This is a genomic window from Sphingobacterium athyrii (assembly GCF_003071065.1).
Taxonomy (GTDB): Bacteria; Bacteroidota; Bacteroidia; order Sphingobacteriales; family Sphingobacteriaceae; genus Sphingobacterium; species Sphingobacterium athyrii.
In genome coordinates this window covers 418,519-431,711 of the sequence record NZ_QCXX01000001.1, presented here as the reverse complement: position 1 = coordinate 431,711, position 13,193 = coordinate 418,519, and the positions used below count along the sequence as shown (strand labels likewise).

Below are 13,193 nucleotides of genomic sequence, written 5' to 3'. Positions count from 1 at the left end.
TAGTCAAGGTGTAATGAATACACGATGTTTGTTGTCATCTAAATAAACAATGACGATCCAATTGATGGAATAAAGAAATTATGTTATGAAACTAAATAAAAATAAACTGCTGCTATTCGCTACTATGATCATGCTATTTTCCTTTTTGGGGACTGTTTTTGCGCAATCGAATGGCGGAAAGTTAAATGCGGTTGTGGTCGGCCGGGATGGCGGGCCGCTTGCTGCGGCGAGTATTTCACTGCTCCGTAATCCCGGAGGTATCCTGCTGAAAGGAACCGTATCTAAGGAGAATGGCGGAGTTGAATTTTTGGGAGTGCCCGAAGGTAAATATACGATGCAGGTTTCGACGGTGGGGTATACGACGTACAGTTCCAGTGAAATAACCCTAAGGAAGGGTGATATATTGTCTTTGGATACCATTCGTTTAGAGGCCGTATCAAAAGTGCTGAGCGAGGCTCAGGTTGTTGGTAAGAAACCTCTAATTGAAAGTCAAATTGATAAAATTGTGCTGAATGTGGAAAATAGTATCTTGGCGACGGGGAACAATGCATTGGAACTCTTACAAAAAGTTCCGGGGGTTACTTTGGATAATAAGAAAATCAATCTCCGCGGAAAAAGTAATGTAATTATTATGATTGATGGCAAGCCTACTTATCTTTCGGCGGATGAAGTTAGCCGACTGCTGGAAAATACGGCTTCAAATTCAATTACATCAATTGAAGTGCTTACCAATCCACCGGCTAAATACGATGCTGCCGGTAACGCAGGTATTATCAATATCAAAACCAAAAAAAATACACAATTTGGCAGCAATGTTAGCCTGAATCTAAATCTGGGGCAGGGGAAATATACGAAAGGTGACGGCGGTTTCTTAGTCAATCATCGAAATAGTTGGGCGAATATTTTTGCATCCTATAATTATAATAACAGTTTAGGATTTAATGATTTAACGATCGATCGCTCTGTCAATGATTCAACGGGGACTACTTATTTCAATTCAGATTCTTACTCCAAATTTCGTTACCGTGCGCATAATTTTAAATTCGCTGCTGATTTTAACCTCGGTGAACAGCAGGTGCTGGGTTTTGTTGTCAATGGTAATGTCAGCAGCGGCAATTCAACACGACAAGGGGATAATCTGATTGCTTCACAAAAAGGGAAATTGGACTCCGTGGTACAGGGAAGTAACTTTTCGGATTTTGCCTATCATTACCTGGCTTACAACCTCAATTACAAAAAGACATTCGATACCCTGGGGACTGAACTAACAGCCAATGCAGACTATTCGTATTCCAAGAATCACGATAACAGCATGGTGAAAAATCGTTTTCTGGATCCAAATTGGGTGGAATTTAAGGCGCCAAATGTATTCCGAAACGATATGTTATCCAACACCAAAATTTTAGTTTTCAAAACCGATTTTATCCATCCATTTGATAAAACGACAAAACTCGAAGCGGGTTTAAAATACAGCCGTGTGAAAACAGATAACAATCTGGTCTATGAGGATCAAAACACAGCAGGGGAATTTGTCCCAAATGAAGACCAGAGTAATCAGTTTTTATACAACGAAAACATTGCGGCGGCATACCTTACCTTGAATAAGTCCTTTGGAAAGTTTTCCGTGCAAACGGGGCTCCGTGTTGAAAATACAAGTTCATTGGGCAATTCAGTAACCTTAGGGCAGCAGACAAAACGTAATTATACGGATTTCTTTCCCACGGTATTTATACAGCAACAGATCAACGATAAGCATAAGCTTGGTCTGAGTTACAGCCGAAGGATAGACCGGCCGGATTATGGTGCATTGAATCCATTTATCTACTACCTGGATCAATATACCTATCAATTCGGCAATCCTTATTTGAATCCTCAATATACCAACTCCTACGAACTGAATTACACCTTTAAGGAACGTTATTTGTTGAGCCTTGGCTACAAAAGGACAAACGATGCGATCACTCAGGTAATTGAGAGCAATTCAGAAACCAAGGCCATTGCACAGACAGATCGAAACCTGACCTATTTCGATTATTATAACATGAATATCAATATACCGGTTAAAGTGCTTAAATGGTGGACCACTTCCAACAATGTGACTGCGTTCTACAGTAAATATAATTTTGATGAGCGTTCGGGTGCTCAGCGGCAATTGGAAAAACTATCTTTTCAGGTGAGCTCCAATCATGATATCCGTATTGGAGAGACAAGCAATGTGGAACTGACCGCCAATTATTTCTCTCCGGCTGTCTATGGTGTGTTTAGTTTTAAATCTTACTATGGGATAGATCTTGGAGCAGGGAAAACATTTTTCGACAAAAAGCTGAATGTCAAGCTGGCTGTCAACGATATCTTGAATACCAGGGGTCAGCGTCGGTTGTCCAGTGTTCAGGAAAACGGATATTATCGCATTCGCAATGGATATGACAGTAGAGTGATCCGGCTTTCACTTTCTTACCGTTTCGGAAACATCAATATTAAATCCGTGGATAAGCGGGCCGGAAATAATGATGAGGATAACCGGTTAAAAAAATAGCGGCCGGGTGGGGTTTTATTCCAATCAACTGTCCGTATATAAAACAAGAAGAGCATTCCAGCCGGAATGCTCTTCTTGTTTTTGTATGAAGCGATATTAGCTTAAGAATAAGATCTCTCTCAATTTTGGAAGAGGCCACTTTTTATCGTCAACGATTTTTTCCAATTTGTTGACATGGTAACGGATCACATCAAAATATGGTTTTACCAATTCGTCATAAGCGATTGACCGCTCACGTACATCTTCGATCTGGTTTGCTTTTTTACGTTCTTGACGCATGGCTTCAGCTTGCTCCAGAATGGTGTTTACATGCGTTGAGATACGCTCTACAAAATTCAGCTGTGAGCTGAATGCTGCTTGCGCAAGTCCTAGGTCTTTAAGACCTTTTACATTTTCGATTAATTCATTTTGGTAAGTGAAACATGCAGGTGCGATTTGGTTATTGACCATTTCTTCAATCACACGGGCCTCGATTTGAAGTTTCTTGTAGAAGTTCTCTAACAAGATTTCATGGCGGGCTTCTGATTCACGTTTTGTATAGATTCCTAAGGATTCAAATAAGGCCAATGACTCTTCTTTTACATAAACGTCTAATGCCTTAGGTGTAGATTTGATGTTTGAAAGACCACGTGCTGCAGCTTCTTTTTCCCACTCTTCACTGTATCCATTTCCTTCAAAACGGATTGCTTTTGAATCTTTGATATATTTACGGACAACATTTAAAATTGCAAGATCTTTTTTCGTGCCTTTTTTGATCTGTTTGTCTACCTCTGCTTTAAACTCAATTAATTGAGCAGCAACGATGGCATTTAGTACCGTCATTGGTAGGGCAGAGTTTGCTGAGGAACCTACAGCGCGGAACTCAAACTTGTTACCGGTAAATGCGAAAGGTGAGGTACGGTTACGGTCCGTGTTATCCAGCTTCAATTCTGGAACTTTAGGGATGCCGTGCCACAAGTTGGCTTCAGCTTTTACTTTTTTCGCTACGCGGGCTGATTCAACTTCTTCTAACAATTCATCTAATTGAGAACCTAAGAAGATTGAGATAATTGCTGGCGGAGCTTCATTTGCACCTAAACGGTGGTCGTTGCTGGCACTAGCAATAGATGCGCGCATTAAATCTGCATTTTCAAATACGGCTTTGATGGTATTGACAAAGAATGTCAGGAACATCAGGTTATTTTTAGGCGTTTTGCCCGGAGACAATAGGTTGATACCCGTATTGGTAATCAAAGACCAGTTGTTGTGTTTTCCGGAACCGTTTACACCAGAATATGGTTTCTCATGTAGCAATACTTTGAAGTTGTGTCTCAAAGCAACTTGCTCCATCACGTTCATTAACAATTGATTGTGGTCAATTGCCAAGTTGATCTCTTCGTACATAGGTGCACACTCAAACTGTGAAGGTGCAACCTCATTGTGACGGGTTTTTAATGGAATACCCAATTTTAACGCTTCGTTTTCCAGATCAACCATATAGGCTAATACGCGCTCTGGAATCGCTCCGAAGTAATGGTCTTCCAATTGTTGTCCTTTAGCAGACATGTGGCCGAACAAGGTACGGCCGGTCAATTGAAGGTCAGGGCGTGCATTGTATAAGGAAAGGTCAACTAAAAAATACTCTTGCTCGATACCAAGAGAGGCGTTTACTTTCGTGATTGATTTATCAAAATATTGTGCGACTTCAGTTGCCGCTTTATCAACAGCATTGATTGCTTTTAATAAAGGAGCCTTATAATCTAATGATTCACCAGTATAAGAAACAAATACCGTAGGGATACAAAGTGTTTTACCGGTGCCGGTTTCATAGATAAATGCTGGTGAAGAAGGATCCCATGCCGTATATCCTCTAGCTTCGAATGTGTTACGGATACCGCCATTAGGGAAGGATGAAGCATCTGGTTCTTGTTGAACTAAAGCGTCTGCAGTGAATTTTTCGATTGCTTCGCCATTTTCATCAGGTTCGAAAAATGCATCGTGTTTTTCAGCTGTCGAACCAGTCAAAGGTTGAAACCAGTGCGTGTAGTGGGAAACGCCATGATTAAGAGCCCAAGTTTTCATCGCTTGCGAAATGTGCTCAGCTAGATCTCTAGAAATAATCTGTCCTTCTTCAATGGATGCAACTAACTCCTTATATGAGTTTTTAGGAAGGTAGTCTTTCATTTTGTTTACGGAAAAAACGTTCTTTCCGTAGATGTCAGTTGCTTTTTTAGTTTCAACTTTTTCAAATTGTGCAATCTGGCGTGAGCCCGCTGCCTCTACTGCTTTGAATCTTAGGTTCGACATTTGTATTTTATAATTAAATTACAGTTTTGTTGATTTTGTTTTTCAAAAATATTGTGTTTTTACGGAAAACTGAAATTTTTTTTGATTTTTTTTATAAAATATGTATTTGTGGATAGTTTTTGGTTAAAAAAAATAGGTCGATTCAAACAAATCGACCTATTTTGTGTATTTTTAGTTGTAATCCAGTCCCCAGTCTATTCCTTTTAAGGTGGCAGGTACTCCTTTCTTTAGCCAATTTGGCGCTGGAGCCCCTTTTAGGTAATGATCGAAGAACTGCTGTTCGCGGATCTGTATGTCTTTTCTGTTTTGTCGTTGAATTAAATTATGTTCATCGCCATTATAGTTCAACATCCAGACTGGTTTATTTAGTCTACGCAATGCGGTAAACATTTCGATGCCTTGGTACCAGGGCACTGCTCCGTCGTTGTCGTTGGCCATAATAACGACAGGTGTGTTTACCTTGTTTAAATGGAACAGCGGCGAATTCTCCAAGTACAGTTCAGGTGCTTCCCAAAGGGTTTTTCCGATACGGCTCTGTGTATGCTCATATTGGAATTGACGTGACATACCCGACTGCCAGCGTATTCCTCCGTAGGCGGAAGTCATATTGACAACCGGAGCTCCGGTCCATGCTGCAGCATACATATTGGTACGCGTAATCAGATGTGCGACCTGATAGCCGCCCCAGCTTTGTCCCTGAATGCCCATTTTGGTGCTATCGACCCAAGAGTTCTGCGCTAAATAGCGCATGCCCGAATTGATATATTCCTCCGCTGATTTTCCCGGATGTCCGGTTTCGTAGCTGATATTCGGCGCAAATACCAAATATTCGTTGCTCACAAAGTAAGGGATATTTAGCCGCGAAGGAGTAGGGGCCGGTGGTTGGTAGGTATAGAGACCGTCTGAAAGCTTCTCATAGAAATAAGCAATGATCGGATATTTCTTTGCTGGATTAAAATTCTCCGGTTTGTAAAGAATACCTTCAGCCTGATGACCTGCCGGTGTGGTCCAATGCACGAGTTCGGCCGTACCCCAATTGTAGTTTGCCTGTTGCTTATTGATATCCGACAGCTGCAATTCGTCTTTGAACTTAATACTATTGATATAGATATTGGGTGAACTGACATAATCTTCTTTTGTGTAAAGAACGGTTTGTTGGTCAGCGGAGGCATTTATATTTTTAAATGCCTTTGGTTCAACAAAAAGGCTTTTTGGGTCGTTGTGCTGACCTTTAAACTGATAAAAACCAGATTCCTTTGTTTTGTTGTCGAATGATGTCAGGAATCCACCTTTTTTATAATCCAATGTCAATGGCTGATCGCGGTCTTCTTCACGTCGCAGCGGCAGATAACGTAATGTTGTTTGGGAAGCGGCGCCATAACCGTTGGTGAGTATGGATTTATTGCCCCCGTCAAGTGTAAAATACCAGATGTCGTAGCGTGAGTTGACATAGATCCCTTTATAATCAGGGCTCCAGGCAGCCATGCCATAGCCTTGTGCCGGTGTAGGCATGTCGTTCTCCTCATCTGCAAAAGATGCTGGAATGCCTTCATTTAATACGGTCTTTTTCTTCGAACTGATCTGGTACGAATTCCAGGTTCCTTTTTCTTCGTCAAAATAAACGACATATTTTGCATCTGGACTTAAGGTAGCATTTCCCGAAAAGTTAGAAAGAATAAGCTCACGTTGACCATTTCGTGTGGAAACCAGGTAGATATCCTCTTTTGTGCCTCCTTTCCACTGACTTTCGATCCGCTTGCCAAAATCTGTACGTGCCAAAACATATTCTGCATTTCCATCCGGTGTAAGCGTTGTTGCATTGAAGGTTTCATCCGTTAGCGGAATAACAGTACGATTGTTCTTGGGATAGGTGACCGCTAAAAAATTTTTGGAAAGGTCTTTTTTGAGGTTAACCAATTGCATAGGCTGTAAGTAGTCATCCTGCCAGCCCCATACATCGACTTTAGCATGTTCAAAATCGACTAATGTGGTGTCTTTGACACGCGGTATCGGGGCAATGCCGAAGAAAAGTTTTTCGCCATTTTTGCTGAAGCGGATATTCCCATCGCCGCTGACGGCCCAGTTTTTAGGAATGCCCGTACTATTTTTGGTTGCCAGGTACTGTGCTGTATCTATACCGTTGGTATAATAATACAGATTATAGTTTTTAACCAGCGCCTTTTCCTTGGAGAGATCTCCCAAATAAGCCAATTGATTACCTGTCTCATCAAAACTAAAGTTTTTGTATTCACCTTTGCCCGTTGATATTTTCTTCAGATTTTTAGTAGCTATGTCATACAGATAAACACCAGACTCTTTAGATAAGCTGTCTTTTGCATCCGTTTTCTTTGAAAAGACGAGTTTTGTTCCGTTTTTGTTCCATTCATATTGATCTACCAAAGAGAATTGGACTGAATCGCCGGAATTGAGGTCATATAAAGCTAGTGTCGCTACTGTTTTCTTCTTTTTATCGGCGGTATTTTTTTTATTTTGAGTAGAATCTGCCGGATTTTTGGGTGAGTCTGATTTTTCGCTCGCCTGTTTGTCAAAAAGGAAGGAAACAAAATTGTTGTTTTGCTCCGCAATCTTAAAGGACTTGACTGATCCAAATTTGACAAGGGAGGAACTGGTTAAATTATAGATTGCCAGGGAATCTTTGGGAAAATCCTCCGGTTTTTTCTTTTTGATTTTAGCCTCGCGTGTTGCAGTAAACGGTGCTTTGATGAGACTGATCAAATGATTTTCTGTATCGGTCAGTTTCCCATTGTAGCCTCGTGGAATCTGGACCAAGTCTTTGTTTTCTTTCGTTTTCAAATAGAGTTGGCTATCGCCTTCTTGCGGAGCAACCTGAAAGAGGACAAATTTGCCGGATTTACTGATATAGGGAGATGATACGCTTTGCCAGCTATCATATACCGTATGATCCAACGGTTTCTTTTGTGCATGGACAGCTAAAGTAGCAAGAAAACAGAATGGGATACAGATATTTTTCTTATTCATGTTTAAATTCTTTTGTCGCAATTTATCTATAAAAAATAAAAAATCGACGATTTTTTGGTATATTCATTGTTACGTAAACATAAAAAACTGGTTATGAAATCATCATCTATTATTGTTTCTGTCATTGTGGGCGTCGTTGTGCTGCTGACCGCATGGATATTGGGCAATGCTTATCGGTATAAATTTAAATCAACACAGACGATTACGGTAAATGGCAATGCAAAGAAGGACTTTGAATCAGATTTGGTAAAATGGAATGCCACATTTAGCAGAAAGAATTTCGAATTAAGTGCTGCTTCGGCCCAATTGGCAACCGACCGTGACCTGGTACGCGATTTTTTAGTGCAGCAAGGGATCAAGGTAGGTGAGATTCGTTTTGAAGCCGTGAATATCGCCAAAGACTTTGAATACCATACCGATGGGAAGGGTAATGGGTATAATACCTTTTCGGGTTATACATTGTCACAAACCGTAAGTGTGGAGTCCAAAGACCTGAATAAGGTGGACAATGCTTCCAGGGAAATATCGACATTGATTTCTAAAGGAATAGAGCTGAGCTCAAGCACACCGAACTATTATTACTCAAAGCTGGAAGACCTAAAGTTGGAACTTATTTCCCAAGCTTCAAAAAACGCCCATCAGCGTGCGGATAATATTGCCAAAGAATCGAATGCGGGATTAGGTAGTCTGGTAAAGGCTGATCTGGGAATTTTCCAGATAACAGGTCAAAATGATAACGAAGAATACTCTTCCGGAGGTGCTTTTAACACAACTTCGCGGAAGAAAACAGCGAATATAACGGTTAAGGCGAGCTTTTTGAGTAATTAACGAAAAATTATTTGACTGTATTTCAGTGGACTATTGATTTCGGCGGGAAATTTGTTTAAAAAGTTTTCTCTTTTTCAATAAAAAACCTACTTTTGCATCATCCTAAACGGATATGCCCGGATGGCGGAATTGGTAGACGCGCTGGTCTCAAACACCAGTGGGAAACCGTGCCGGTTCGACTCCGGCTCCGGGTACTAAAAGGGTCTTAGCATTCACATGATAAGGCCCTTTTTAAGTAAAATGCCCTTTTGGAAACATAGAACCACTCCTTGACACGGGTGATTTAGTTAACAAGCCGAAAAATTTGTAGACATTTTGTAGACAAGATTTAGACCTGTATTAAACTTTATCCTCACCCGGACACATGTTCAAAATTTCTTTAAAGCTGTTTAGATGGACAGAGCGAATCCGGCAGGATGGAATATTGGTTCTATATATGGAGTCCTATATAAAGGGGATCTTTTCAAAACCTGTGGACTAAGCAAATAATTTTGTCAATCTAAATAAAAAAGAAATTGATGTCAGCGATACCTCTAAACGGACTTCTGAAAGCTTTTATCTTGGCATGGAAAGATTCGGCTTCATTGTTTCATCACCAAGCACTTAGCTTCATCTGTTAATTTATTTGAGACCTTCGTATGCTTGCGTCGATCTTTTTGAGATGACTACTAACCGATATACACTTATTATTTGTTTAAATGAGATCAGCAACGGCTTATCCTTAAGGACGTTTAGTTAAATGCTGAGGACGTTTGAACCAATGCTGAGGAGAAATGAACAAATGCTGAGGATGATTGATCCGATGCCAAGGAGGTTTGGTTCAATGCTAGGGAAGATTGGGCCAATGCTGAGGACGTTTGAACAAATACTGAGGACGTTTGAACAAATACTGAGGAGGATTGATCCGATGCTGAGGACGTTTGGTCAAATGTCAAGGAGGTTTGGCCAATTGCTGAGGAGAAATGAACAAATGCTAAGGACGTTTGATCAAATGTCAAGGAGGTTTGACCAATTGCTGAGGAGAGATGAACAAATGCTAAGGACGTTTTGTTCATCTGTCCTTAGCAACGGTAAGTGTTTGCTCACCGTTAAAATGCCCCTTTAATGGGGTTTAGGCCTTGATTTTCTTCTGATTTTGGCTGTAAGGTGTCAAAATCGGCAATAAAATTTATGTCTCGCCGAAAAGTTGGCTGATTTTACCCCCTAAGTTTTGTAGTCGATTCTTTCGTTAGGATTTCATTGGATAAAGATGCAAAATGGGCAACAGACGAGTCATATTTTTTTTCCTCGGGTACTGTAGAATTTGACACAGTTTTTTTGTATAAGCCTTTTTATTATGGGAATTCTTGTTTAAATTGGAAATACCAAATATAAACTTGGATGAAAGCAGCATTTTTATCTTTAGCATTACTCTGTTCCGTTTTTGCGTGGGGGCAGGATCGTTTTGTTCTGAAAGAAAAAAAGAAAGCTAAAATTCCCTTTTTATTTGTCCATAACCTCATTATTATTCCCGTACAGGTCAACGGCTATGCCATGAACTTCTTGTTGGACACCGGAGTCAAGGAGACCATGATCTTTGGGGAAACACTTAAATCTATAGATAGCGCTGTTTTTGTTAACAAATTTCAGGGACTGGGGAAGGATGAGGGGCTGGATGGCTATCTGTCCGTAAATAATAACGTGAATATCGCTGGTGTCTATGAAGATACGGATCAACCCATCTATATTCTTAAAAATGCACATATTGATATTTCTACCCGGATAGGCGTTGAAATAAATGGTATCATGGGGAGCCGTTTTTTTAGTGATCACCTTGTTGAGATGGATTTTTTGAAACATCGGGTTACCATTTATCAAAAGGAAGAGCATCCTAAGGGGCTGGCCAAAATGCAGCGCATTCCGCTAGATATTTTAAACAGCAGACCCTATATTTCGATCGCTTTTAATCAGGATTCCGCAGCGATCGAAGGGCGCGCATTGATTGACATGGGCAATAGCGATGCATTGATGCTTATCCCCTCCAAATTAAATAATTTTGCGATTAAACCTCCTTTTATTGACGATTATATCGGGCAAGGATTTAATGGTGAAATTTATGGGAAAAGAAATCGGATCAAATCGTTGGAGCTGGGTCCTTTTACGATGCATTATCCGCTGGTGGCTTATCCGGAATTGAGTTCAACGCAGCATGCGACTTTTGTCAATGAACGAATCGGCTCTGTTGGAAACGAACTTCTGCGTCGATTTAAAGTGATTTTTGACTACCCCAACAACGTAGTGTATCTGGTTAAAAATAGAAACTTTGATAAATTCTATTATTTAAACATGAGTGGTCTGGAAATTATCCATGACGGCATTAAATATGAGAAGGAGGAGGTTCCTGTCTACTTAAAAAAAGATGGTGGAACCGAGATTCGCATGGACAATCGGGTACAATATCGATTTGTGCTGAAAAACATGTATAAAATCGCCACAGTTCGAACAAATTCCCCCGCGGCAATGGTAGGGTTAAAACCAGATGATAAAGTGTTGAAAATCAATGGTCGTTCGGCGTCTTCTTATACCTTGGAAGCGATCCATACACTGTTCAAATCAGAGGAAGGCAAAGAGATCCGCTTTAAGATAGAAAGAGCCGGACAGGAACTCGATTATACCTTCTTTCTAAAAGATCCACTGCCTTTTAATTCAAAATAAAGTTTCTTCAAAATTTGGAAAATTGAATTTAACTTACTTACCTTTGCCACTGATATTAATTTTAAACAATTTAAAAGACGAAGAACTATGTTGGTCGCTAAGATAAAAACAAAAGACGCTTTTACGGCAAATGGATTTGCTGGAAGCATTCTTCGTGCTTTTCTTCACTTATAACGTATTCGTTACGACATGAAAAAAGCCCGAAGATCATTCGGGTTTTTTATTTCCTTCAATTTTCTATTTAGCCGGGCTATGCCGGGTCAGTTTTTTTATCGGTCGATTTCTGTGTCGGCCCATATAGCCTAACCGACCTGTTTTTTATGTCATTTTGGTCATGCCATAAAATGTGATGATCCCGATTTCGGCAGACTGTTTATTCAAGAAAAGAAAACCCGGATATTTTAAAATGCTTATCCCTGAGCTGGATAAGTTAGCATATCAAATTATTTTAAAAATATGGGAAGTAAATTATCGGGGAAAGACCTTATTAAAATCGGTTTTCCACAGCATAATATAATACATGTAGCCTTAGGGCTAATAACACGCTACCGAAAAGGAGAAAAGAAGGAAAATATCCTTTTGGAAGTAAAAACGGTGCTCGAGGCACCTGAAAAATTTAGGGCGGATCCAATCTGGGCGAAGCTTGCCGAAGGTTTGATTCAGCCGGTTGAAGCCCGTATGCGGCAGCTAAATAAGCAGATGGCTCCCTTTACCATTTTTGGTGAAAATGAAATTGATGAACAGGCCAAAAAGCAGTTGTATGAAGCATTGAAACTTCCCATAGCATATCGGGGAGCATTGATGCCAGATGCACATATGGGCTATGGCCTGCCGATCGGCGGGGTGCTGGCAACAGACAATGCCGTGATACCTTACGGAGTCGGTGTGGATATCGGCTGCCGGATGAGCCTGTCTATCTTTGATTTACCGGCAAGTTATTTCAAAGGAAGAGAATTCCAGTTGCGAAATATGCTGAAAGAAAACACCAAATTCGGTATGTATGATACGCATCGTGAGAAACAGGATCATGCGATTTTTAGCCGGTCCGAATTTAACGATATCCCGCTGCTGAAATCATTGTTGGATAAAGCGTACAAACAACTCGGGACCTCAGGCGGCGGTAATCACTTTGTCGAATTTGGCGTGGTTGAGCTGCATGCTGTCCGACCGGACTGGGGGCTGGCCCCCGGCACTTATCTGGCGATCCTGTCGCATAGTGGATCGCGGGGATTGGGTGCAAATATTGCCAAACGGTATACCGATCTGGCGGCGAAACAGTGTCCTTTACCGCGTCATGTGCAACATCTGGCGTGGCTGGACCTGGACAGCCAAGAAGGTCAGGAGTACTGGTTAGCGATGAATTTAGCGGGTGATTATGCACAGGCCTGTCATGAGGATATCCACAGGCGTTTGGCAAAGGCTTTGGGGGCACGGCCCGTTTTAACCATCGACAACCACCATAATTTTGCCTGGAAGGAAACCGTGGATGGAAAAGAATGTATTGTTCACCGCAAAGGGGCAACACCCGCCGGACAGGGGGTGCTGGGGATTATCCCGGGCTCCATGACCGCACCCGGATTTATCGTTGAGGGGCGGGGCAATCCGTTGAGCCTGCAATCGGCATCGCATGGAGCCGGACGCATGATGTCACGGGCAGCCTGCAAAAGTAGCTTCACCAAAAGTGCCATGCTGAAGGAACTGGAGAAACATGATGTAGAACTCATCGGGGGCGCATTGGATGAAGCTCCACATGCTTATAAGGATATTCACCGGGTGATGAGCCTGCAGCAGGAGTTGGTTAATGTACTTGGAACATTTCGTCCCAAGATTGTTCGCATGGATAAATAGG

General features: G+C 41.2%; 7 protein-coding genes and 1 tRNA gene. 5 read left to right on the top strand and 3 right to left on the bottom strand.

Going from position 1 to position 13,193, the window contains the following annotated elements:
- Positions 1-85 precede the first annotated feature (85 nt).
- A complete protein-coding gene (locus DCO56_RS01915) occupies positions 86-2,536 on the top strand; it encodes a TonB-dependent receptor (RefSeq protein ID WP_108632066.1) in 2,451 nt (816 codons plus the stop codon).
- A 96-nt stretch (positions 2,537-2,632) separates the two neighbouring features.
- Here DCO56_RS01915 and DCO56_RS01910 read toward each other — a convergent pair whose 3' ends face one another.
- Entirely contained in the window at positions 2,633-4,822 is a 2,190-nt protein-coding gene (locus DCO56_RS01910; RefSeq protein ID WP_108632065.1) for a glutamine synthetase III family protein, read from the bottom strand.
- 171 nt (positions 4,823-4,993) lie between these two features.
- Positions 4,994-7,822, bottom strand: coding sequence for a S9 family peptidase (locus tag DCO56_RS01905; RefSeq protein ID WP_108632064.1), 2,829 nt, complete (start codon positions 7,820-7,822; stop codon positions 4,994-4,996).
- A gap of 93 nt (positions 7,823-7,915) precedes the next feature.
- Between DCO56_RS01905 and DCO56_RS01900 the strand changes: the two genes are divergently transcribed.
- Positions 7,916-8,650, top strand: coding sequence for an SIMPL domain-containing protein (locus tag DCO56_RS01900; protein WP_108632063.1), 735 nt, complete (start codon positions 7,916-7,918; stop codon positions 8,648-8,650).
- Between the two features lie 114 nt (positions 8,651-8,764).
- Positions 8,765-8,844, top strand: a tRNA-Leu gene (locus DCO56_RS01895).
- A 537-nt stretch (positions 8,845-9,381) separates the two neighbouring features.
- Here the strand turns inward: DCO56_RS01895 and DCO56_RS29000 are convergent.
- On the bottom strand, positions 9,382-9,705 hold the full coding sequence (locus tag DCO56_RS29000) for a hypothetical protein (protein ID WP_146190954.1): 324 nt from the start codon (positions 9,703-9,705) through the stop codon (positions 9,382-9,384).
- A gap of 325 nt (positions 9,706-10,030) precedes the next feature.
- Here DCO56_RS29000 and DCO56_RS01880 point away from each other — a divergent pair, with 325 nt between their 5' ends.
- Together DCO56_RS01880 and DCO56_RS01875 are read left to right on the top strand one after the other, a co-directional pair.
- Positions 10,031-11,344, top strand: coding sequence for a PDZ domain-containing protein (locus DCO56_RS01880; protein WP_108632061.1), 1,314 nt, complete (start codon positions 10,031-10,033; stop codon positions 11,342-11,344).
- Between the two features lie 456 nt (positions 11,345-11,800).
- The gene (locus DCO56_RS01875; protein WP_108632060.1) at positions 11,801-13,192 is read left to right on the top strand and encodes an RtcB family protein; all 1,392 of its coding nucleotides are present in this window, start codon (positions 11,801-11,803) and stop codon (positions 13,190-13,192) included.
- Position 13,193 lies beyond the last annotated feature (1 nt).